Raw genomic sequence first — 23002 nt, forward strand, 5'->3', positions numbered from 1 at the left:
GACAACCATGGTTGTCGCACGGGTGAGCGGGTGCGTAAGCTGTACCCGTGACCATCGACGAGCGGCCTCCGACACGGGAAAACCCGGTGGGATGGGCTCGTGGAGCCCTGGACGGCCTCGTCACCGCGATGACCGCGAGTCCGGACGGCGCAGCCGGTCCCGCGGACACGCGGACGGACGCGCTCCACCGGCTCGCCACCCTGGCGCTGCTCAACGAGGCACTCCAGCCCCGAGTGCTCCAGGCCGCCCGCGACGCGGCGGCGCAGGGCGCCAACTACGGCCAGCTCGGCGCAGCCTGGAACATCACCCGCCAGGGTGCCCGCAAACGCTGGCCCGGCCTTGTTTTTGATCACGTTCCCCAAACCTCACGAGGACGCTCCATGGATTCCGCCGCGCCCACCCGCTCCTACACGGTGTTGCTGGTCGAGGACGACGACGCCGACGCGATGCTCATCGAGGAGGCCCTGCTCGAACACGGGATGGCGCGCACGGTGCACCGTGCGACCGACGGGATCGCCGCGCTCGCCCGCCTGCGCGACGAGACCCAGCCGCGTCCAGACCTGCTCGTACTCGACCTGAACATGCCGCGCATGAACGGCCAGGAACTCCTCGCCGTCCTCAAGGCCGATCCTGCCCTGGTCACGGTGCCGATCGTCGTGCTCACCACCTCGTCGGCGCCCGACGACATCAACGCCGCCTACAGCAGCTACGCGAACGCCTACGTCACCAAGCCGGTGAACCTCGACGACTTCAACCGTGCCGTCCGCGGCATCGACAACTTCTTCCTCGACACGGTCGCCCACCCCGAAGGCACCTGACCCCAGACCCTCGTCGAGGCCCCGAAGCGAGTGGAGCGAGTGCGGCTTTGGTCGATGAGGCTGAGGCTGAGGCTGAGGCTGAGGCGCGGGCGGGGAGTACCGCGCCGGGGGGCGGGCACGGTGCGCTGCTGCGGGAGATGCTCGGCGCGCTGGTGCAAGCTGGCTGGCTGTGAGCCGACTATTTCGTACTGAGCGTTTCGGCGGATGCCAGGCGGCCTGTCTGCGATGAGCTGCGCCGCACACCGACGCGCAGGGAGCATGAATCCAGAGTCACGTCGAGGGGGTGGTGCGGGTTGTCTACTGCAGACGAATGCGCCGTCACTCGGTCGTGAGTGGGTTCGGGGGACGGCGCGTCGGCGGGCAGGGGCTTGTGCGTCTGGTCCTGCTGGTCGTGTGGCAGCGTTTCAGCGTGCTTTGCGGATGGCGTCGGTGGCGGCTTTGGCGATGGCGGTGGGGGCGCTGGAGGGCTGGGGCGGGTGGAGCGGGGTGGTCCCTGGCAGGTGGCGGGAGTTCGCGGTAAGGGTGAGTTGGAGTACGACGCAGCCGGCGGTGGTGAGGCGTTTGATGCGGGTGACGGCCCCGGCGGTTTCGTCGGGGGTGTACTGGGCGTCGGTGACGATGATGAGGAGGCGGCCGGTGCCGGGGCGGCTGAGGTCGAGTCCGTGGTCGAGCACGTCGATGGCGTCGCCGAGGTTGTGGTTGTGGGCCGGCTGTTCGGCACCTCCACCGACGAGCTGGTGCTGGCCCACTCCCTGGACGGGGGACGGACCTTCGAGCAGCTACGACCGCTGGGCCCTCGCGTAGGGAGGCACGCATCCTCACCTGTCCTCGTGGCTGCTGGGTACGGCAGACTCGGTGTCGTGTTCACAACTGACCTGTCCTCGGGAGGGCTTGCGGTACGGGCACTGTTTTCCACCGACTACGGAACCACCTTCGGTCCGACCCAGACCCTGATCGAGGTGGGGGAGACCGCCCCCGACCTCAGCCCACTGTCGGCCAGGAGCGGCCCCACGCTGGGCGCGCTCCCGGGCGGCCGGGGCTTTTCCGCGGTGACGGCCTTCGATGAGGCGACCGGAACCTCGCGCCTGCTCACAGCAACATGTAGCGCCGAGGGGCCGTGGGAGCCGGCGCAAGAGACTGCCGCCCGTACCGGCACGGTCTGTCTGCAGCCCCAGATCGCTGCTGACAGCCATGGCCACCTGGCCATCAGCGTCTACGCCCTGGACCTGCATACGCACCTCATGGATGTCCTGCTGTTCTGCTCCCGGCCGGAGGCGTCCGGCGGGTCTGCGCCGCGGTTCCTGCCGCCGGTCAAGATCACTTCGGCTCCGTTCGACCCCTTGCGGGCTGCCGGTACCGGCGCCACCGTCTGGCTTGGCAAATACCAGAGGCTCGCTGCCTGCGGTTATGACGGCCTCCACGGCGTGTGGACTGACACCCGCAGCGGGAGCACCCAAATCCTCACAGCCGTTCTTGGTTTCTAGGAGTGCCGTTGCGGCCACCGGTAGGAGTCCGTTACGTATGCGTCTGTGATCAGATTCGGGAAGGTCGTGCTGCGAGCGCGGCGTGACAGCCATGTGGATCTTCTGCGCAGTGAGCTGTACGAGGACGTCGCCACCCGTGTCCGGGGAGACAACCGCCCCTGGAGGCCCCTGCCGACAGGGGCCCAGTCGCCGTTCGCGGTACCGGGGCCTGACAACGAGCCCCCTGCGTCACCGTGGAGGACGCGGGCTCGCAGGCGGTAGCGGGTGAGGCAGTCGTCTGGGGCGCGGACCTGCACAACCGCTGTGCCCACCTGGGGAGGCACTGCGTCCCGGGTTCCGTGGTCAGGGCCTGGCCACCGACGCCGTGACCGCCATGTGCACGTACGGTTTCGCCGTCCGGGGCTTCCACCTGCTCCAAGTGGAAGCCCTCGCGGACAACACACCGATGCTCCGGGGCGCCCAGCGGGCGGAGTTCACCGTCGAAGGAATCCTGCGCCTCAGCTCATGGGTTTAAGGGAACATGGGCCGACGAGGTCATTCTCGGTCTCCTCGCGGACGACTGGGCCACCGTCAAAGAGGCGGCTCTAACCCTGGATGCTGAGTATGCCCACGCGACGTGAGCAGGATGATGGCCGGCGTTGAGCCCCCGGCGTGCTGGCCGAGCTGCACTGTGCTGCCGGTTGGGTTTGATTGGTGTCCTGGATGGAGAACGTTTCCATCACCCCGCAGGCTGCCTGTGCCTGCGTCGGGGCCATCAAAAGTGCGCTCCGGGCGGTCCCAGCGGTGGCGGCCGAGGCGGCGCGCCGCCTCGGCCGTTCCCTTCATCGTCTTCGCAGTGTCTCCGCGGTCGTGCTCGGACGCGTCAGGACGCTCCGCTCACGCGGGTCCAGTACCCGGGGTGACGCTCATTCCGATGGATCTGTAGTTCGGGCCGACCGTGTTGTCGTTGTAGAACTTCACGCCCGTCGAGGCGGAGGTCACGTCCATCACGTGGTCCGAGGAGCCCTCGAACCGATTGCGGGTGAGAGAGACGTTGTCCGGGCCATCGAGCTTGATCGCCTGGTTCCAGCTGTCGCCGACTTCGTTGTCGGCAACGATCCAGTTCTTCATGCCGTCGCTGTTCCCGCCGCTGTTGCCGCCCTGGCCGTAGTCCTCGGCTATGAGGAACTGGTGGATGCTGCCGATGCCGTTGTCACGGCCCGGGTTCGCCGGACCGATAGCCTGGTTGCCGCGGATCTGCACGTTGTCGCTGGCGGTCGGGTGTGAGCTGGAGACCCACGTTTGGACGAAGTCGGTGTGGCTGTCGCCGGGATCGCCGGTCACGAAGTTGACGGCGGTGTTGTAAAAAATCTTGGTCTTGTTGCCGAAGAACGTGATCGCGTTCAGGTCGCCGGGGCCCTTGATACCTTTAATATCGTTGTTCTGGACGGTGACGTTGTCGGCGTTGTCCGCGTAGATGCCGTAGTTCTGCTCGGCATCGACCCGGCAGTTCTGCAGCACCACGTTGGACGTCTTGATCAGGACGCCGCCGCGGATGGTCCGGCCCTGGCAATCGTAGACCTTGGGCGACGTCGTGGTTCCACCGGAGGTGATGGTGTACTCCGAGGTCTGGCTCGCGATGAGGATCGCGCCGGGGGGTGTCGCCACGCCACCGACGCCGAGCGTCTGCGTGGGGGGCGGCGTGGTCCCCCCTCCGGTGCCCGAGACGGCCGCTTCGGTGACGCTCGTCCACTTGGACGAGTCGGAGGAGGTGTTGCCATGCCCGACGATCCGCACGTAGCGGGCTTGCCCGCCGGTGAACGCGTACGTCTCCAGGTTCAGCGTCGTGCCGCTGCTGGTCGCCCGGGACAGCACCGTCGTCCACGCCGAGCCGTCCTGGGAGAGCTGGACGTCGAACGTGGACTTCCGGCTGTCACCGTCGTACCAGGCCAGCGCCACGGAGTTGACGGTGGCGACCGACCCCAGGTCGAAGCGGATCCAGACCCCATCACCGGCGCCCGACCATCGCGAGGACAGATTGCCGTCGATCGCATTGGATGCGGTGTTACCGTCGTCGGAGCTGTCGGTGGCCGCGACGATCGGCAGTGTCGCCGCCGACGCCGGCGGCCCCAGCATCACCAGCGAGGTGAGCGCCGCGGAGGCGCACAGGGCAGCGACCAGGATACGTTTCATGAGACGGCCTCTTCCTGGTGTGGCGCGCTCGGTCGTGCGCGCGTGGTCGTGCGCGAAGTGCCTCAGGTGTGAGAGACGGTGGCGCTGTAGACGTCGACCTCGCCGTAATTGCTGTCGCTGCACGGGGAGGAGTTGCTGCAGTTGGCCTGGACGTATGCGCCGGTCTTGAAGTAGTTGCCGGAGCCGGAGTACGAGATCGTCGTCTCCAGCGTGCCGTTGTAGTAGGCCTTGATCTGGCCGCCGACGACGACGAACTTCGCCTCGTACTCGGTGCCGAGGGTGTAGCTGGAGGTGACGAGCTTGTGATGGGTGTCGTTGCCGTCGGTGACGTACAGGTTGCTGCCCTCCAGGCGGAAGACGCTTATGTCGTCCGAGGAGTTGTGGATTTGGAGGCCAACGACCTGCGGTTTGGTGTTCGGCAGGTGGGTGAACGCCTCATCGACGACGAAAGTGCTCGTACCAGAGGTGGACGACCAGCTCGCCTCGCTGGCACCGCTGTTGGTCATCTCCCGCAACTCGGACCGCGGGTAGCCCGAGCCGCTGGTCGTGACGCCGTTGACGCCGGCGCGGAACTGGACGGCTTTGCCGCCGGGGGCGACGGTGAAGTACGGGGCGTCGTCGTACGTGGCGAGCTGGGGTTGCGAGATCTCGGTGGGGTCCTCGGTCGGGCCGGTGGGGAGGGTCTCCTTCCAGTTCGTCAAATCGAGTGCCTGCCCCGGCAGCGTCCCAACCCCACCCCCACCGGTCGCCGGGCCACCCCAGACCTCGACCTCGGTGAGGCTGTTCCACTCACCCGCGGAGCCGTCGCTGTCCAGCGTGTAGCCATCTCCCACGTAGCGGACCTTCGAGGTCTGCACGGCCGAGAAGGAGAACGACTCCAAGCCCGTCGAGGAGCCGCTGGTGTGACCGCTGTACACGCTCTGCCACGTGACGCCGTCCCAGTACTGGAGCTGGAAGACGTTCTTCCGCGTGTCGCCCTTGTAGACAGCCATCTTGACATGCGTGACGGTGTGCACCGCGCTCAGGTCCAACTGGAGCCAGGCACCGTGGCCCTGCCCAGACCAGCGGGTGGCATAACTGTTGTCGACGACGTTGCCAGGTACATCGCCGTCGTCCGTGCTCGCCGTGACACCAGAGGCCGACGGGGTGATCTCCACGTCCGCGGCCTGCGCGGAGCCCGGCACACCGATCACCGCGGCCCCCGCTACTATCGCCGAGGCGACTGCTGAGACCACCAGCCGTCTGCGGGACCGTGACCTTCTCGCCACACCGTTCACGAGATTTTTTCCTTCTGCTTGCAGGAACGGATTGCAGGAACCGACGGCAGATCATAGGAGCGATCACCCCGGTATTCCCAGACGTGTGAGGTAGTGACAGCCCCGACGCTGCGGGGGAAAGGGGTCTATGCGTCACCTTCGTTGCGGTACGCGGTCCGATTCCGGTATGCACCAGCCCCGCATGGGTTGCCGTCCGTGAGACCTCATCCGTCAAATTGCCTCAAGCTGGCGGAAGTTCATCACAGCGTGTAGCTGCGATCTCCAGCAGGCAGGTTCACAAGTAGCCCTATTTTCGGTGCTGGTTCGCCACCGGTGGGGCGGTGTGTCGGAATCCGGACGCGTGGAGCGAGGCGCGCGGCCCCGACACAGGCCGACTATTTGCAGGCAGCGTCTCGAACGCCTCGTGGCCTCGAAATCGGCGCGCGCCGCGATCGAGTTGCCTGCGGTCATCGGTGTGGCTCGGCAGGTAGCCGGCAGATGGCGATGCGCCGCGGTACGTCTCGGCGCTGGTGACGGCGTGCCGGAGCATCCCGCGGCGGTCGGTCAGCGACCAGGTACGGGTCGCTCACCCGCCGCGCGAGGAAGTGCGTCAGCTGCTCGACGTTCGCCCGGTAGTCCTCTTCGAATGCTGCGGATGCCGCCCGATCCGCCGTACAGGCTCGACCTGGCTCACTGATCACTCCCTGTCCGGAGTCCGGCACCCGTTTCTGTCCACATCACATAGTGGTTCGGCGTGTGCAAAGCGTTGCCGGGCCCTGGATGCCAGCGGCTGCGTCGTCTCCCGTAACCGAGGGGGTGAACCGGTGAGGGGGATGCAGAGTTCGACGCGGGTGCCGTCACCGGGGGTGGTGTCGATGGTGACGGTGCCGCCGGCGTCGTGGATGCGGCCGTGGACAGAGTGGGTGAGGCCGGTGCCGGGGGTGATGGTGGCGGGGTCGTAGCCGCGGCCGTGGTCCAGGACGCTGATGGTGACGTGCCGGGTGTCGGCGGTGGCGTGGAGGGTGGCGTGGTCGGTGCCGGCGTGTTTGCGGATGTTGGTGAGGGCTTCGTGGGTGGCGCCCAGGAGGGCGGCGGTGGCGTCCGGGGTGAGGGTGTGGTGGGGGCTGTCGGGCTGGTGGAGGGTGGAGGCGAGCAGGTCGGTGGTCAGGCCGTCGCGGGTGTGGCGCCGGACCAGTACGCCCAGGGCGGTGAGCAGGTCGCCGGGCTGGTCGGGGTCGGTGCCGTTGACCAAGGCGCGCAGCCAGAGGGCTTCCTCGGCGATTCTGGTGGGCGGCAGGGGCTGGCCCTGGGCGAGGAGTTCCATGGTCTGCAGGACACGGTCGTGCAGAAGTCGTTGGTGCCGGGCGCGTTCGCGTTCCTTGGCCGCGATGGCCGCGTGGGTGACGGCTTCGGCCCGGTTGTGGTCGGCTGATCGTGCGGTGCGGCGCAGTTCGCGGTCGATGAGCCAGGCGATCGGGCCGACCACGAAATAGGTGACTGAGTTGGGCACCGCGTTCCATACCGGTTCACCGGTCAGGGTGGTGGAGATAGCGATGTAGGTGGCGCCCAGCAGCGCGCTCCAGGCGTACATGACCGGGAAGCGGCCGAAGCAGGCGCCGATCAGGACGGGGCTGATGACGCTGAAGGGGTAGACGAAGAACCCCCAGGTGTGCAGGAGCCGGGGGTCGGATGCTTCGAGCAGGGCGTTGGCGGTGAGGGCCGCGGCGCAGAAAAGGGCGTCGGCGGCCACCGCCTTGGGCGGCAGCAGGCCGCGGTGGTGGAGGTAGCCGCACAGGGCGATCGTTTCGGCGGCCACCGCCAGGGCGAGGAACAGTGGCCCGGTCAGGGTCGGGAAGTGTGATCCCGCCGACAGCAGGGCGATCGCGATGTTGGCCAGTCCGGCGGCCTTGGCGAGGATCGCGATGAGCACTTCGAGGCGGTCCACCCGCGCCAGCGCGGAGCCGGGCGGGGGGCCGGCCGGGTCCATGGGAGCGGTCACCGCGAAAAGGGGGCCGGGGCGGTGTGGATCGGCTGGGAACCTGCTCACCTCGTGGCCCGCGGGTCGGTGGGCGGAGTCCGCTCGGCGGTCTCGCGTTCGATGGCGAGTCGGGTGAGTTCGGCTTTGTTGCCGGCCTGGAGTTTGTGGCGGATGCGTTCGACGTAGGTGTCGACGGTGGATTTGCCGAGCTTCATGCGGGTGGCGATCTGCGCGTGGGTGTAGCCGTTGGCGATGTGCCCGAGGACTTCTTCCTCCCGCGGTGAAAGCTCCGGCCGGTCGGTGCTCGCGGGCAAGGCGGCAGCCGGTGGACGGCCGCCGCGCATCCGCCGTTCGCGGGCCAATTCCCCGCTGAGGATGTCCGCCAGTTGGGGTGACAGCGCGAAGCCGCCGGTGGCGACGGTGCGGACCGCGGAGGCGAACATGGCGGTGCCGGCGCTCTTGGTGAGGTAGCCGCTGGCGCCACGGCGGATGCACGCCACGACGTCGGCGGCCCGGCCCGAGGCGGAGACCACCAGCACCTTGACCTGTTCAGCCCACTGCCCGACCACGTCCAGGGACGGCTCGTCAGTGCCGAGGTACAAGTCGAGGACCAGGACGTCGAACCGCGCCGGGGCCGGCAGCACGCCGGGGTCGTCGCAGGAACCGACGACCTCGAAGTCCGGCTGCTCCCGCAGAATCGACTCCACACCGCGCCGGGTCAGCGGATGGTCGTCCACGATCGCTATCCGGATGGCATCTGACATGAGGTCACCTTCGCGGATGGGCGGCCGACCCGGCAAGGGCTTCCACTGTGTGCTCCCGGGCCAGGATCGTGGCCGCGTACGGAGACCACGTGGATGACGGCGGCCGCTTGGACGGCTGGCCGGCCGCCGGGCAAGCGCGCCACTGGCCGGTGTCCTGCGAATAGCCGACTGTTTCCACGGGGGGTGGCGGCGTCACGGTGGGCGGATCCGATCCGCGGTCCAACGTTTCGACAGGGGATGCGATGCGCCGGCATCACCGTGGCACAGGCCGCCACCGCGCGACGGCCGAGACCGGCGGAACCGCGCACCGCAGTGCGCAGACGTTCCGCCGGGCGGTCCGGTCGCCGCACACCCGCTCGGCCGGCGGGTGTTGTACGGCGCGGCCGGCACATTCACGTCCGGTGACCGCCCTCTGTCACCTGTGGCGGGCATGCCCCCGGCCGGCTTCGGGGCGGCCGTCACCGGCCGGGCGGCGGGGCCAACGGTGACGGGCCGCGCCGCGGGTGACGCCGACGCCCGGTACGCCTCATTGCTGCAACGGCTCCACGCGGTCACGCGCGACAGCGAACGGCAGCAGACGGAGATTGACCGGTTGCGCCAGGACGTGCACCTGCTGCTGTCCGAGGTGGACCGGGCGTTCAGGACGCTGACCGGCCGGCTGGACGAGGCCATGGGGGCAGCGGACAAGCACGGTCCGCGGTTTCGGGATGGCCTGGGCGCCCAACCCGTGCGGGCGGCGGTCGCTGAGTGGCTGGGGTGGCTGCACACCCGCTACCCGCTGGCGGACGACCTGCCCGCGTGCTGGTGGCGGCACCCCGCCGCGGTGGACACCGTGACCGCGCTGCACAACGCCTGGAGCGCCGCCTACGAGGGTGCGGGAGCTGACGGCCGGGCCCAGCTCGAGTGGCAGACCCGCTGGCTGCCAGCCGCGCTCACCGCCGTACGGGCCTGGCTGCCCGCGTCCTGCTTCCAGGGCGCCCACAGCGACGACCCGGCCGCCCGGTACGGCCGGGCGGTCGACGACCCCGACGCCTTCGACGCCCAGGTTCGGCCCTCATCGTCCCCGGGCCCTCCCCCGCCGTAGCGACAAGGTCGAGCCACCCCTGCTGCGGTGCACCGCAGGGACGTTCGGCCGCTGTGGTGCGGCCACTGTGGTGCAAAGGACCGACAGACGGACGACTGTTTCCGCCCCGGGCACCGCTCGTACGTTTCTGACAGGTCCAGTCCTTACGCGACGGCTGGAGACGGGCCCCGCGGCCCCCGGCCGCTGCCCGGAACAGATCCTGAGTCCTTCGATAACTCGATGGCGTGCAGGCGAGGGGGAGTCATGAACCACATCACATCGAACGCGGCCCGCAGGTGCGGCCGGTGCCAGGAGCCCGTTACGCCGCAGGACGGAGTCTGCCGCTCGTGCGGTCTCGCCACGACGGGCGGCGTACCGGCGCCTCCGCCCCTGCCGGCCTACGCGCCGTCCGCGGCACCCGCCGTCCCGGCACCGGGCCCCGGCCCGCGGCTCGCCACTCGGGCGCCGGCCACCGGACGGGCGGGGTCCGGGCTGGTGCTGGACCTGTCCGACCATCCCGCGCGGCCGGCGTTTCGGCTGCGCAGGCCGAGCCGTCGAACCGCGCTGACCGCCGCCGCCGCGGCCGTCGCGCTGACTGCTGGCGTGGCCGCGTACGCGCTCACCCGTCCCGCTCCGGTGACCGCGACGTCCACCGTGCGGGAGTACTTCTCCGATCTGGCCCGCGGCGAGGTCGCGGACGCCCTCGCCCTGGTGAACTCGTCGAACGGTCCGGTCACGGGCCGCGACCCGCTGCTGGTGGACAAGGCGCTGTCCGCCGCGTCGGACCGGCCCACCGACCTGAAGGTGGTGAGCAGCACCGAGGTCGGCTTCGGCGGCATGTCCGAGACGCAGGTGGAGGTCACCTACCGTACCGGCCACCGGACGGTCGGCCAGACCCTCGGCGTCGGCAAGGACTCCGGCGCGCACGGCCGCTTCCGGCTGGACAACCCGTTCCTCGACCTCGACATCAGCGTGGCGGCGGGCCGCGAGGTGACCGTCAACGGAATCACGATCCCTTGGGACGCCACCTCGTCGCCGCTGCGGGTGCTGCCCGGCTCCTACACCGCGTCCGTTCCCGCCACTTCCCTGCTGGCCGGGCAGCGCGCCACCACCCGCACGGACCCGGACAGCACTCCCGGCGACCCGCGGCTGACCGCCGACCTCGGGAAGCCGCGGCTGCTGCCGGGCGCCGAGGCCCTGGTGACCACCGAGGTCGACCAGGCGTTGGACACCTGCGCCACCTCGCACGAGGGCTCCCCCCAGGGCTGTCCCTTCAGCGCGCTCAACGCCGTTTCCGGCGAGGTCACCGCCATCACCTGGAGCATCACCCGCCATCCCGCGCTGACCGTCACGGCCGGCGACCCCGACTCGATGTCCAGTGACGCGGGCGAGGCCGACTTCAGCGACGACGGTCACCAGGGACGGGTCCACTACACCGCCACCTACGACGACTTCGGCACACCCGCCCACACCAGCGGGGACGTGGACTTCGACGTGCAGGGCACCGCGGCCTCCGGTGCCGACGGGATCGCCGTCACCTTCCAGTGACCACGCTGCCTGCCGACACCACCCGACCGCCCCCTCAGCCGCGCGCAACCGACAGGAGAACCGCAATGACTGCTCCGCCGCCCTCCGCGACAGCTCCGCCCACCGGCCGACCGGCCGCCGCCGGAACCAGCCCTTTCCCCGCTCAGCGGCCCGGATACCTGCCGGTGGAGACCAGCCTCAGCGAGGCCGTCTCCTTCCAGTGGGTGCTGCACAACGCCCTGTCGTCCTTCGTGCTGGGGTCGCTCGCCTTCGTGCCCGTCGCGATCTTCCTCAACCTGGTAGTGATCCCTCTCCACACCCACGGCCTCACCTTCGTGCCCACCGCTCCCTGGTACCAGCTCCTTGTGTGGTGGCTGCTGGTCACGATCCTTCAGTTCCTGCCGATCGAGACCGACACCATCTCGGAGTACCGGACGGTGATCGAGGACCGGGCCGACGCGGCGACCTCGGCCTACGCGGCGGTGTTCGCCGCTCTTGACCAGCGGCACATCCCCGTGCGCGCCAAGCCCACCCGGATCCGCAGCGACATCCTGAACCGCGAGGTCGTCAACAACCGCCTGCTGGTCCGCGACCGGTCCTACGAGATCTACGTGACCGTCTTCGCCTACGGCACCAGCCTCTACATCGGCTGGACGATGTACCGCAACCGCCGCCGCCACATCCTGGTCAGGACCTACTGGAAGGACCTGATCTGGAAGGACCTCCTGGGCGGCATCGGCGGCCGCTCCGGCGACGTCAACCAGATGCTGCGCACCGAGAAGGTGCGGGCCATGCGTGAGGCGGTGCACTCCGCGGTCCTGGAGGGCGCCGAGGCGGCCATGAACCGCGTCGAGGTTCCGCTGGCCGCGACCTTCGGAATGGATCTGCCCATCCACGACCTGGACGGCCCCGATGCGCCTGCGACGTGATCGCACCCGCGCGGCCGACAAGCCGGTCCCTCGGCCCCCGGCTGTCCCACCGCGCCCCGGCGCCCTCGCACCGAGCCCGGCCGGCGAGGTCGTTGCCGCCGACGTGCCCGGTGTGCTGCTCACCCGGGGCGGCGGGGCGGTCACGGCCTGGGTCGGGGTGCGGGTGGATGCCGCAGCGGATCTGACCGAGACCCGCGAGTACGCCGACCTGTCCGAGCAGGAACGCCTGGTCAAGGCCGCGGCCGCGGAGGCGGCGTGGCTGGCCGGGCAGTGGGAGCACGCACGCCGTGCCCGCGTCGAACTGCGCTACCGCAACGACCCCGCGACGCAGCGGATCTCCTGCGCGCTGCTGGGCCGGGTGACCGCCCCGAGCGAGCCCGAGGCGGTCACCGCGGCGCTGGCGTTGCGCGCCCGGCTCGCCCGTACCCCGCGCCACGTCCAGGCCACCGAGATCACCGCCGCCGGTGAACTCGGCGCGTGGCTGGACCCGTTCGATCCGCACCCGGCCGGTCTGGCCGACATCCGCAAGCGGATCCGGCTGGGCCGGCCCAACCGTCCGGACGCCGGGGTCGACCACTACCTGGCTGTCCAGCCCTACACCGCCGCCGCCCCCTCCTGGGAACCGCTGTGGCAGGCACTGGCCGTCCACCCCGAACAGGTCCTGCTGGCGGTCGGACTGGCGCCGTATCACGATGGCGGTGAGCTCGGGATCGCCCTGCACGAGCTGGCCACGGCCTACGGCCGGCTGGCCGCCCCCGGCCGGCAGCCCGACGGCCTGTGGTCCCAGGGCGCCGACCTGGCACCCGAAGCGTTCGCGATCGACGCCGCCCGCTGGTATTCCGACGCCGCCCGCCGCTACCCCGCCCGCTCCTTCCGCACCCGCGTCACCCTCGCCTCACCGGCCCCGCTGACCGACGCGCTCACCCAGCTCGTCGCCTCCGTGATGTCCCCACCGGAGCGGGCGACCGAGGACTCCGAACGCAGCCCCGCGCTCAACGGCCCCGCGCACATCGTCATCCGGCCTGTCGGCGAGGAGGCCGGCATCGCCCGGCACAACCTGGTCACCCTGGACCAGCGCCGCTGGGACACCGCCTACCTGCGGGACCTGCCGCAACCGCCGCCCGCCGTGATCCGGCTGACCGCCGAACTGGCCGACACCCGCGAGGCCGGCGCTATTCTGCGCTTTCCCCTGGCCGTGCACGGCCACGTGCCCGGCTTCCCCGTCCGCCGCCCCGGCATGGCCCTGGAGAGCGCCTACACCCCCACCGGCCCCCACCTCGTCCTCGGCCGCCAACTCGTCGACGACCGGCCCACCGGTCCCCTCGGCATCGAACTACCGGCACTGACCCGCCACACTCTCCTGGTCGGCACCACCGGCTCAGGCAAGACCAACACCAGCCTCAACCTGTGCGAGCAACTATGGCGCGACCACCGCATCCCCTTCCTCGTCCTGGAACCGGTCAACACCACCCTGGACGACTACCGCTGGCTCGCCACCCGCCCCGGCATGGAAGACCTGCTGGTCCTCACCGCCGGCGACGAAAGCATCGCCCCCCTGCGGCTCAACCCGTTCGCCGTACCCCACGGTGTGCGCATCAGCGGACACATCGCCGCGCTGCTGGCCTGCTTCGACGCCGCCTTCGGCCTGTGGGACCCGCTGCCGGCCATCTACAACCGAGCCCTGCGCGCCGCCTACGCCCGCCGCGGCATCGTCACCACCGACATCTCCGCACCGCGCCACGACGGCAACTGGCCCACCCTGTCCGACTTCGTCACCCGCATGCGCGAAGCCACCGGCAACCTCGACTACTCCGGCGAGGTCCGCTCCAACATCATCGCCGCCTCACGCCTGCGCGCGGAATCCCTCGCCGAAGGTGCCTGTGCCAGCACCCTGGACTGCACCCACTCCTACCCCGTCGACCAGTTGCTGCGCCGCCCCGTCGTAATCGAACTCGCCGGCGTCGGCGACAACGAGAAGGAACAGTCCCTCCTGACCGCGCTCTTGCTGCAGACCATGACCGAGCACTACAAGGCCACCCGCCCCGGCGGCGCCCTCGCCCACGTCACCGTCATCGAAGAAGCCCACCGCCTGCTCGGCAAACCCGTCACCGGCGGCGACGCCAAAGAAGGCAACGCCCAGGCCCGCGCCGCCCAGGCATTCGCTAACACCCTCGCCGAGAACCGCAAGTACGGCGAAGCCCTCCTCATCGTCGAACAGGTCCCCGGCAAACTCGTCGAGGACGCCTACAAGAACACCAACCTCAAGATCATGCACCGACTGCCCGCCGAGGACGACCGCACCGTCGTCGGCTCGGCCATGCGCTTCTCCGACGACCAGAAACGCTACGCCGCCACCCTCACCCCCTTCACCGCCTTCGCCCACCACGACGCTCTCGACCGCCCCGCCCTCATCCAGGTCCCCGACATCCGCGCCGACGCCGCCCGCACTGCCGGCATCCCCCGCGCACCCCTGGCCACAGACACCGAACTCCGCCGGCGCTTCCACACCCTCACCACCACTGAAGCCACCATCGACCAGGCCCTCGCCCCCTTCCCTGAATGCGACGGCTGCGCCCACCGCTGCCAGTTCCGCTCCCGCGCCGCCACGATCGTCACCGACGAACACGCACTTGCCCTCCGAGAGCGGATCAGCCGATACCCGGAAGGGGCCGAGGACCGCGGCCCCTGGTGGGCGGAGATAACCGCGTTCATACGTGAAGCCGCCGCCCCCCTCGCCCCCCACGAAGCAACCATGGCCGGGACAGCGGACTACGAAGCCTGCGTGTTCGTCCACACCAGCCGCGCCGCCTACCGCAACGAAATCCTGCCCTGGGTCCAGCGCTTCCGACGACACGCACAAGACAGGAAGGCACCACAGTGAGCGACCAGGACGACCTCGCGTTCCCTGGAGACGGGAGGAGCTCGGATGCGTCCGGGGAAAGACCGAGCCTCGCGGATCAGGTCAACCAGCAGCCCGACATGCCCCCGCCGCGGGACGACTGGGATTCCGCCTGGGACGACGTGCCCGCCCACGCGTGGGCCGAGGCCAACCCGGGCTCCGGGCGATCGGACAAGGAGGACGGTCGGGAACTACTGGACTACCCGGACCCCACCGAGGACGAGATCGACGCGGAGCACTCGTCCACCGACAGCACTCCGACGGAGGAAGATCTGGAGAACGCCCGAAAGGCCGAGGCGAGGGGCTATGCCCGTGAACTGATGGGCAACGATCACTCCTGGCCCAAGCATTCTGAGGAGTTCCCTGGAATGACTCCCCAACAGGTAGAGGACCATCTTACGGATGTTCTCGAATCCCCCGATGCCTGCGAGCCTCTGAGGACGACAAACAGGGGCGAAGGGACGAAATACTGGAAGTATCACGGAGACCCGGATGATCCGGGCAGAGGGACCTTCATCTCCCGCGACGCAGGAGGCGGCACCTTCTTCGTCCCCAAGGAGGGGAAGGGATACTACGACAGGCAGTGAGGTTTGAACGCCCCGGGTTCGGTGGAGATCTCAGTTTGTGGTTGTGACCTGGGGTTTCGTGGTGGTGAGGTAGTAGTTGGTCTCGTATTCGGCGGGTGGGATGTGCCCTGTTTCACCGTGGAGACGGCGGTGGCAGTACCGGTCAACCCATTCAGCGGTGGCCAGCTCGACCTGGGAGAGCGTCCTCCAGGGGCGGCCCGGTTTGATCAGCTCTGTCTTGAACAGGCCGATCGCGGACTCCATGAGGGCGTTGTCGTAGGCGTCGCCGACCGAGCCGATCGACGCGGCGATGCCGACGGCGTCAAGGTGCTCGGCGAGCCGGAAACTCGTGTACTGCGAACCGGCATCCGAGTGATGTATCAACTCGTCTCGCTGATAGGGGCGTTCTTCGCGGGCGCGCTGCCACAAGGCCATATCCAGGGCGTCCAGGACGAGCCTGGTCTCCTTCGATGTCGCGGCTGACCAGCCGACGATCCGGCGGGAGAAAGTGTCCACGACGAAGGCGACGTAGACGACTCCTGACCAGGTGCTGACGTAGGTGAAGTCGGCGACCCGGCAGCGGTTCGGGGCCGGCGCGACGAACTTGCGGGTCCAGCAGGTCCGGTGCCCGCTCGACGGTGCCGTCAGGGATCGTGGTGACGACCTTCTTTTCGCGGACGGCGCCGGTGACGCCGAGTTCCCGCATGAGGCGTTCGACGGTGCACCGGGCCACTTCGTGGCCCCGGCGGTGCAGCTCACGCCAGACTCTCCTGGCGCCGTAGACACGGAATTTGGCCTCGTGGACCTCGGCGATCAGCTCCTTGAGGACGGCATCGCGCGTCTGTCCGGCCGAGGGGGCGGCGAGCCGTTTCTTCGCCGCGTAGTAGGTGGAGGGGGCGATCTTGCAGTCGTGCCCGGTCAGGACGCGGCAGATCGGCTCGACACCGCCGGAGCGGGCCCGGTGCTCGTCGATGAACGCTACGAGCGTGAGTGTGGCCGGTCGAGCTCGGCCGCGAAGGAACTCGCCGCGGCCTTGAGGATCTCGTTCGCCCGTTTCAGCTCGGCGATCTCCTTCTTCATTGCCTTGATCTGCGCGGATTCCTCGGTGGTCGTCCCCGGGCGCTGCCCGGAGTCAATTTGTTCCCGCCGCCCCCAGTTGCGCAGGGTCTCCGCGGAACCGATGCCCAGCTTCTCAGCGACGGCCCTCAGCGCGGCCGACTCGTTCGGATAGTCCCCGAGGACCTCAGCGACCATGCGCACCGCACGACGCCTCAGCTCAGGCGGGTAGGAAGAAGGACGTGCCTTAACTCGAATCCCTGCACGAAATCGAGTCTCCACCAAACCCGGCGCGGTTGGACCGCCTTTGAGGTCGTTCATCGATGCGACTGGAGCAACGGTCGGGGTCTGCCTCAGGACGCGCGGTCGTCGAGCGGAGGCCGCCAGAATCCCGGATTGCGATATCGCCACCAATACAAGACCGTGCGGTCATCCGGCCAGGCCGCGAGCTGAACTCCCTGGGGTTCGAAGCGGTCACGATCTGGATCGATGGGGCGCCAACTCCGGTCCAATGGCTCGTCCTCGGTGGGAGGGCGGACATGTTCGAGGAACCGCTCATGACTGGCGCCGAATGCCTCGAAGTTGCGCTGGGCGATCAGGGAGGTTCTCGGGTTCGCTCCGATCGCCCAGTCCGGCCACCGAAGCTGAACCTGGTCGTCCTCCCAGAAGCACACGGGGCAGATCTCATACGAGCCGGGAGGCCCGTCCATCGTCAGACGGCCATGGCTCACGCACGAGTACTTCACGTCCACGATCGTCATCCTGACGCGGCCCAGCTAGGGCCTGTCCGGTCGATCATGTGACCGTCTGATGTTCTGCTCGTTGGGCTGGGTATGGGGCGGGGTGATCTGACGGATGCGGAGTGGGACCGGTTGCGGCCTTTTCTGCCGGTGGGCAATGGTCGGTGCGGGCGGTGGCGTGATCATCGGCAGGTGATCGACGGGATTCTTCACCGGGTGCGGACCGGGGTGCGCTGGCGTGACCTGCCGGAACGGTTCGGGCCGTGGAAGACGGTCTATGAGCGGCACCGGCTGTGGTCGGCGGACGGCACCTGGGAGCGGCTGCTCCAGCAGGTCCAGGCCGCAGCCGATGCCGCGGGTGGGATCGACTGGGACATCGGGGTGGATTCCACGGTGGTGCGCGCTCACCAGCACGCGGCGGGAGCCCGCATGAGTCCGCCACCCGTCCCTGCCACGTCAAAAGGGGATCCGGGCGTGGAGCACCAGGACGAACTGCCATGGCAGAGCCTGCGTGCCCGCCTGGCGGAGGTGGTGAGGCAGGTGAGGGCCTTGGCCGCTCCCGGGGCGGCTTCACCACCAAGATCCACCTGAGTGCCGAGGGCCGCTGTCGGCCGCTTTCCCTGCTCATCACACCCGGGCAGCGGGCCGACTGCACCCAGCTGGATCCGGTGCTCGACAAGATCCGCGTTCTCCGCACCGGGCCGGGCAGGCCGCGCAAGAAACCCGACAGCCTCGCCGCAGACAGGGCGTACAGCAACGGGCCCTGATGGGGCAGCCTGCGCCGACGCGGCATCCCCTGCACCATCTCGGAGAAGACCGACAGCCAGGCCGCCCGCCGGCGCAAGGGCTCACGCGGCGGACGGCCACCCGCCTTCGACAAACAGCACTACAAGAAACGCAACACCGTGGAGCGGGCCATCAACAAGCTGAAGCAGTCCCGGGCCGTGGCCACGCGCTACGACAAACGCGGCTACGTCTACCTCGGCACCGTTACCGTCGCAGCCCTCACCATCTGGCTCCGCACATGATCGACCGGACAGGCTCTAGTCCACGCTTGCCTGCTCATGGCCCAGGTTCCCGTCCATGGCCACGCGGCCGAGGGAGATCATGCCGGTCCGCTCGACCCGGCTGGAAGTGATGGCGGTGCTCGGGTGGCACCTGCCTGCGCGGCCGATCACAGCCCATGCGAGCATCCCGGTGCGGTGCAGGCTGTCGACGGCTGGCTGCGGCGATCAACACGGTGGGGGATGGAACGAATGAAGGATTTCGAAGCCGAGCGAGAGCGCATACGAAAGTCGCCGCCACCGGAGTTGGTGGCGGAGGCGGCGGCGAACCCGGGCGGGTCGGTCGCCCCGATCGACTCCGACTACATCGGTCATCCGGACGGTTTCATCCCCGGCGAGGCGATCCAGGGGATCTGGCTCGTTGACGCGGACGGCAACCTGACCGGTGAGTTCGAGGAGAACCCCAACTACGGACCACCCAAGGACGAGTTCGCCAAGCTTACTGAGCCTGATCACTGGCTTGGCTGGCTCGGCGAAGATCCCGCCAAGGCAGTCCGTGATGCAATCGCCAATTGCCTGCACCAGCAAGCCCCGAACGCAGTCCTGGAGTGGGCCAAGATCCGGGAGGATTCCCGCTTCTTCACCGGCGGCCGGCCCTCGCGCGACGACGAGAACGTCATGCTCGTCACGCGAGCCGGACTGGCCGTCTCCTTCGCCCTGTCCGTCACCTAACGCAAGAGGGAGATCCTCACGGGCGTCTTCTCCTGGGTGGCGGTCCGGCTGGACCAGACCGGAAAGACCAGATCTGGCTGGACCTCTGGACGGATCTGGACTGGGCGGAGGAAGAACTCCGCAAACGAATTTATGCCGTTGGCCAACCAGCGCCGGATCCCGAGTCCTGACAAACGGACTCATCAAGGACCTGCCGTACGTCCCTCAGGAGCGCGTGCGGCAGCTGCCGGCCTGGTTGTCGCGGAGCAGCGCGGGTGGGGCGCGGTACGCTCGGGGGCGGGTCGTAGGGTCGCGGTATGGCCGACACCGGTTCCCCGCGTCCCCCAGCCCCTGATCGACGCGCAGCGGGCGTTCGACGCGGCGCACGCCGCGCTGATGGCCCAGACCGACACTGTGTCCGAGACCGGCGGCAGGCCGAATGGGACGCGATGCGGGAGTTGCAGGCGGCGCGGACCCGGGTCGACGGCGGCCGGTGGGCGATCGTGGCCGGGCAGAAGGTGCTGTGGGCCGCGGCGCGTGATGGTGCGTAACGACGAATCCCCCGACCATTGGTCGGGGGATTTTAACTCCGCGAGTGCGGGAGCAGACCGTGGTCCACGTGAAAGAGTCCACTGGGCCTGCACCATCTGGGACCTGTTCCGTAACGCACGCCGCGACTTCCGCACCGACCGACTCGTCATCTGCGCCTGACCAGGAAGGACCATTCGACATGGACCGCCATATGAACCGCAGCCGCCGCGAGGCCGCCGAGAAGTACGGCCCCGCACCGACGAACCCCGTTGAAGCGCTCGCTCACGTCATCGCGGTGTACGCCGACCAGCCTGACGATACCGTCATGGTTCAGGCCACTACGGGCATCTACGACGACGCGCCGTGGACTGGGCTTCGGCTCGGCGACCTGCGCGCCATTCTTTCCGTCGTCCAGAGCGCCCTGGATACCCACCGAGGTCCTGGTCGTCCGCCTTCGGAGCTTCCCGACTGGGCAATCATCCAGCTGTCCGACCAGGGCTTCGACCCCGGGGATGTCTCCCACTTTATCGGCGACCCCACCGGCCGGACTATCGCCGCAGCGGTCGACGGCAAGCCCGTCCACCTCCGTCGAGACTGACCAGGAAGATCGACCATCCTCATCACCTCGACATACCATCGCACCAGCCGACGGGAATCGCTGTCCGCGGTCACGGCTGCTCACGCGAAGCCCATACCCGCTGGCCACCGGGATCGCCGGCCCGCAGGTGGTAGTCCGGCAATTAGGGCCACCCGAGCTGGGATCAGCAGCTGGACACCGTCGGTTGATAGTCGTGGGTCAGGGGGCGGCGGGGTGTAGGGGATGTCCTGGTCGGGGCAGGCGTCGGCGGTGCGGGTGAGGGCGATCTGCTCGGGCGGGTCGATGGAGTTCCCGCTGGCGCGTCTGTCGCGTTTCTGTACCGCGCGGCGGGCGATCTTCGCTCGATTGGCGGTTGGCGGCGGCCACCGGTGCAGTTGCCTCACGTCGGCGGTGCCCGTCGTAGAACTGTTCGGACTCGCGGGGGACATTGAGCGGGGTGGTGGTGATTCCAGATGTGGTTCCGGTCTGGTGGCTGGTGGGTCCTGTGCGTACTCGATGCAGTCGAACGGATGTCTGGGTTGTGTATTCCTGCCAACAGCGCGATGCTCGAGTAGCAGAGCTGAAGGAGGAGGATCCCGTGACCTGCCGGGGACCATCTGGGGACCACGCGGCGTACGCGTTTGCGAGCACTGTTCGCGTAAGTGGTCATAATACCCGAAGGGTTAGTCCCGTTTGACGGGGAAATCCCCTTGATCTTCGCGACTGGGGGTCAAGGGGTCGCAGGTTCAAATCCTGTCGTCCCGACGGTGCACGAAGGGCTCGCTGGACTGGCATATGGCCAGGTCAGCGGGCCCTTCGACTTGTCGGCAACGGTTTTCATCTGACGTGGCGTCAGAGTTCTGGGGACCACCTGGGGACCACGGTCGGGGAAAACCCGCAGGTCAGCGTCATTTCGCCAGGGACCAAGATCGTCTCAGCCGGGTGTGGAGTTGTCCGGTTCCTACAACCTCCGCAGGGTCGCGGACATGCCGGGGACGGCGGTCAGGTGGTCGCTGAGGGTGCGTCCGGCGCGGACCACGGACTGCAGGTCGGGGTGGAGGTAGCGCTGGGTGGTCTGCAAGGAGCCGTGTCCGGCGATCAACCGCAGGACATGCAGGGGGACTCCGGCGTCCGCCATCCAGGTCAGGCCGGTGTGGCGCAGGTCGTGCCGACGCAGGTGCTCGTAGCCGAGGGACTGGACGACCTCGTCCCAGTGGGTGGCGTCGCGCAGGACGGCGGTGGTGATCCGCCCGCCGCGGGGGCCGGTGAACAGGCGGGCGTCGGGTCTGTTGCCGAGGGCGAGGACTCGCTGGGCGACCGTCGGGCGCACTTCGTCGATGAGCGGGACACGGCGGGCGACCTTGCCCTTGGTGTTCTTGTCGACCAGGCCGCCGGGGGAGGGAGTGGTCTGCCGGCGGAGGTTCCAGATCCAGTTCGTGGTGTCGATGTCCTTGGCCCGCACACCGGAGACTTCGCCGATGCGGGCGCCGGTGCAAGCGGCGAAGGTCACCACATCGCCCCAGCCGGGGTACTGGTCGAAGGAGCGGACGACCAGGGCCTGGCTGAGTTCCTGGAGGGAGTCCCAGTCTCGCAGCGCGAGGGAGCGGGGGTCGTCGAGTTCGTCCTCGGCCAGCTGGTACTGCCGCTGCCAGTCCTTTATGCGGGCGGGGTTGGCGGTGATGAGTCCGTCGCGGACGGCCTGCTCCATGACCCGGACGAGCACAGCGAGGGTGTTCTTGACCGTCGAGCGGCCCTCGCCGTCGGCGATCCACGCATAGGTCGTACGGTCGACCGCACCGTTGGTAACCATGGTGATGGGCAGGTGTCCGAGAGCGGGCACGGCCCGCAGCCGCCAGCCGGCCAGGTAGGGGTCGGTGGTCTTGGGCTCGAGTCCGCGCAGGGCCAGCTGCATGTGGGCGGTACCGTATTCCGCGAGGGTCTGTGTGGCGGTGGACGGGTCGATTCCGCGGCCAGCTGAGGCCAGGAGGGAATCAATCCACTCCTGCGCGGCGTCGTCGGTGGCGTGCATCATGGCGACGCTGCGGCGGCGTTTGGTGTGGGGGTCCACCCAGCGCACACGGGCTTTGTAGGGGAGCTTGCGGCCGGGGCGGTGCTCGATGTCGTGGGACAGCGGGACGGCGGTGGGGAGTTGGTGGCGGTAGGGCAATCAGGCCGCCTTCGATCGGCGGCCGGGTACGGTGCGGCGTTCATCCAGCCAGTCCTGCACGTCGCCCGCGTCGTAGAGGACGACCCGGTCGGACAGGCGGATGAACGGCGGCCCCTGCGGTGGACGTTCGGCCCTCCACCGCCGCACCGAAGACGGGTCGACCCGCAGCAGTCGGGCCATTTCCTCGGTGGTCAGCAGCGGTGAGCTCAGCAGCCTTGCTGGGGCGACTTCGGCGGTGTGCCGGTGCGCGCCCGTATCAGTTGTTGGTATGGCGGAGTCCTGCGGCAATGCACTTCCTCGATGTCGGCTTCAGGAGCAAGACGTAGCGATGGGCGGAAGCCCTTTCAAGTCCAACCAGGTGGTTTCTCCATCGGAGAACAGCCACCGGCTGAACCAGGTCTTGTTTCCATCTTCATCAAGAAATGCGTTTTGCCTGACGGCATTTTCCGTGTTATCAGCCCATCGGAAGGCTGCCTTCCGTCGCCCGGATGCTCGCAGCGTGGGGCAGGCGGGGGGAATCTGCAGAGGGACTGGTAGGTGGGTGCGGGATGCCGCCGAGAGAGCAGCCGGTCGCCTCGGCGCGATGAGTGGGCGCAGCGTTGGAGACGGGGGAAGATTCGTTTCAGCTGCGACAGGAGGCCCGTACGCCGGGAGGGTAGCTCGGCAGCGCAAAAAAGAGCAACGGCTCCGGAGGCCGGAGCTCTTTCCAGAGTTTTCGCAGGTCAGAGCGTTATCTGACGTTTCATCATGCGTTCCGCGT

At 68.7% G+C, this 23002-nt stretch carries 19 protein-coding genes and 3 pseudogenes; 11 read left to right on the plus strand and 11 right to left on the minus strand.

Annotated elements, in window-relative coordinates; translation table 11 throughout:
- Nucleotides 1-86: 86 nt before the first annotated feature.
- Nucleotides 87-818, plus strand: coding sequence for a response regulator (locus tag V2S66_RS30295; RefSeq protein WP_330799947.1), 732 nt, complete (start codon nucleotides 87-89; stop codon nucleotides 816-818).
- 404 nt (nucleotides 819-1222) lie between these two features.
- Here V2S66_RS30295 and V2S66_RS30300 read toward each other — a convergent pair.
- Nucleotides 1223-1519, minus strand: a pseudogene (locus V2S66_RS30300) (hypothetical protein); the annotation flags it as partial.
- Nucleotides 1520-1678: 159 nt separating this feature from the next.
- Here V2S66_RS30300 and V2S66_RS30305 point away from each other — a divergent pair.
- Together V2S66_RS30305 and V2S66_RS30310 are read left to right on the plus strand one after the other, a co-directional pair.
- Nucleotides 1679-2302: a hypothetical protein gene (locus V2S66_RS30305; RefSeq protein ID WP_330799948.1), complete on the plus strand. Its 624-nt coding sequence runs from the start codon at nucleotides 1679-1681 to the stop codon at nucleotides 2300-2302.
- 373 nt (nucleotides 2303-2675) lie between these two features.
- Nucleotides 2676-2816, plus strand: a complete 141-nt coding sequence (locus V2S66_RS30310) for a GNAT family N-acetyltransferase (RefSeq protein ID WP_330799949.1) — start codon at nucleotides 2676-2678, stop codon at nucleotides 2814-2816.
- Nucleotides 2817-3178: 362 nt separating this feature from the next.
- Here V2S66_RS30310 and V2S66_RS30315 read toward each other — a convergent pair whose 3' ends face one another.
- The 4 genes from V2S66_RS30315 to V2S66_RS30330 all read right to left on the minus strand — a co-directional run bounded on the left by V2S66_RS30315 (nucleotide 3179) and on the right by V2S66_RS30330 (nucleotide 8472).
- Nucleotides 3179-4474 carry a galactose-binding domain-containing protein gene (locus V2S66_RS30315; RefSeq protein WP_330799950.1) on the minus strand — a complete coding sequence of 432 codons (1296 nt, stop codon included), beginning with the start codon at nucleotides 4472-4474 and terminating at the stop codon, nucleotides 3179-3181.
- A 62-nt stretch (nucleotides 4475-4536) separates the two neighbouring features.
- A complete protein-coding gene (locus V2S66_RS30320) occupies nucleotides 4537-5742 on the minus strand; it encodes a polysaccharide lyase family 7 protein (RefSeq protein WP_330799951.1) in 1206 nt (401 codons plus the stop codon).
- A 685-nt stretch (nucleotides 5743-6427) separates the two neighbouring features.
- Complete coding sequence (locus tag V2S66_RS30325; RefSeq protein ID WP_330799952.1) at nucleotides 6428-7729, minus strand: sensor histidine kinase; 1302 nt, start codon at nucleotides 7727-7729, stop codon at nucleotides 6428-6430.
- Between the two features lie 44 nt (nucleotides 7730-7773).
- Entirely contained in the window at nucleotides 7774-8472 is a 699-nt protein-coding gene (locus tag V2S66_RS30330; protein WP_330799953.1) for a response regulator transcription factor, read from the minus strand.
- Between the two features lie 484 nt (nucleotides 8473-8956).
- On the opposite strand from V2S66_RS30330, the gene V2S66_RS30335 reads away from it, so the two are divergent.
- The 5 genes from V2S66_RS30335 (at nucleotide 8957) to V2S66_RS30355 (ending at nucleotide 15477) form a co-directional block, all read left to right on the plus strand.
- Nucleotides 8957-9556 (plus strand): hypothetical protein, encoded by a 600-nt coding sequence (locus V2S66_RS30335; RefSeq protein WP_330799954.1) that lies wholly within the window; start codon nucleotides 8957-8959, stop codon nucleotides 9554-9556.
- 474 nt (nucleotides 9557-10030) lie between these two features.
- Nucleotides 10031-11083 carry a hypothetical protein gene (locus tag V2S66_RS30340; RefSeq protein ID WP_330799955.1) on the plus strand — a complete coding sequence of 351 codons (1053 nt, stop codon included), beginning with the start codon at nucleotides 10031-10033 and terminating at the stop codon, nucleotides 11081-11083.
- A gap of 164 nt (nucleotides 11084-11247) precedes the next feature.
- A complete protein-coding gene (locus V2S66_RS30345) occupies nucleotides 11248-11991 on the plus strand; it encodes a hypothetical protein (RefSeq protein ID WP_330799956.1) in 744 nt (247 codons plus the stop codon).
- 103 nt (nucleotides 11992-12094) lie between these two features.
- Nucleotides 12095-14872: an ATP-binding protein gene (locus V2S66_RS30350; RefSeq protein ID WP_330799957.1), complete on the plus strand. Its 2778-nt coding sequence runs from the start codon at nucleotides 12095-12097 to the stop codon at nucleotides 14870-14872.
- Complete coding sequence (locus V2S66_RS30355; RefSeq protein WP_330799958.1) at nucleotides 14869-15477, plus strand: hypothetical protein; 609 nt, start codon at nucleotides 14869-14871, stop codon at nucleotides 15475-15477. The genes V2S66_RS30350 and V2S66_RS30355 overlap by 4 nt, the downstream gene beginning before the upstream one ends.
- A 30-nt stretch (nucleotides 15478-15507) precedes the next feature.
- Here V2S66_RS30355 and V2S66_RS30360 read toward each other — a convergent pair whose 3' ends face one another.
- The 4 genes and pseudogenes from V2S66_RS30360 to V2S66_RS30375 form a co-directional block, all read right to left on the minus strand.
- On the minus strand, nucleotides 15508-16242 hold the full coding sequence (locus tag V2S66_RS30360) for an IS3 family transposase (RefSeq protein ID WP_330799959.1): 735 nt from the start codon (nucleotides 16240-16242) through the stop codon (nucleotides 15508-15510).
- A pseudogene (locus tag V2S66_RS30365) lies at nucleotides 16181-16429 on the minus strand (IS3 family transposase); the annotation flags it as partial. The gene V2S66_RS30360 and the pseudogene V2S66_RS30365, both read right to left, overlap by 62 nt.
- A 5-nt stretch (nucleotides 16430-16434) precedes the next feature.
- Complete coding sequence (locus V2S66_RS30370) at nucleotides 16435-16833, minus strand: transposase (RefSeq protein ID WP_330799960.1); 399 nt, start codon at nucleotides 16831-16833, stop codon at nucleotides 16435-16437.
- 32 nt (nucleotides 16834-16865) lie between these two features.
- Complete coding sequence (locus V2S66_RS30375) at nucleotides 16866-17264, minus strand: CPCC family cysteine-rich protein (protein WP_330799961.1); 399 nt, start codon at nucleotides 17262-17264, stop codon at nucleotides 16866-16868.
- 81 nt (nucleotides 17265-17345) lie between these two features.
- Here V2S66_RS30375 and V2S66_RS30380 point away from each other — a divergent pair.
- The 3 genes and pseudogenes from V2S66_RS30380 (at nucleotide 17346) to V2S66_RS30390 (ending at nucleotide 20096) form a co-directional block, all read left to right on the plus strand.
- Nucleotides 17346-18280: pseudogene (locus V2S66_RS30380) on the plus strand (IS5 family transposase).
- A 228-nt stretch (nucleotides 18281-18508) separates the two neighbouring features.
- On the plus strand, nucleotides 18509-18988 hold the full coding sequence (locus V2S66_RS30385) for a hypothetical protein (RefSeq protein WP_330799962.1): 480 nt from the start codon (nucleotides 18509-18511) through the stop codon (nucleotides 18986-18988).
- Between the two features lie 709 nt (nucleotides 18989-19697).
- On the plus strand, nucleotides 19698-20096 hold the full coding sequence (locus V2S66_RS30390; protein WP_330799963.1) for a hypothetical protein: 399 nt from the start codon (nucleotides 19698-19700) through the stop codon (nucleotides 20094-20096).
- Nucleotides 20097-21036: 940 nt separating this feature from the next.
- Here the strand turns inward: V2S66_RS30390 and V2S66_RS30395 are convergent.
- On the minus strand, nucleotides 21037-22242 hold the full coding sequence (locus V2S66_RS30395; protein ID WP_330799964.1) for a tyrosine-type recombinase/integrase: 1206 nt from the start codon (nucleotides 22240-22242) through the stop codon (nucleotides 21037-21039).
- Complete coding sequence (locus V2S66_RS30400) at nucleotides 22243-22530, minus strand: helix-turn-helix transcriptional regulator (RefSeq protein WP_330799965.1); 288 nt, start codon at nucleotides 22528-22530, stop codon at nucleotides 22243-22245.
- Nucleotides 22531-23002: the final 472 nt, after the last annotated feature.

This window comes from Actinacidiphila polyblastidii (assembly GCF_036353415.1).
GTDB lineage: Bacteria > Actinomycetota > Actinomycetes > Streptomycetales > Streptomycetaceae > Actinacidiphila > Actinacidiphila polyblastidii.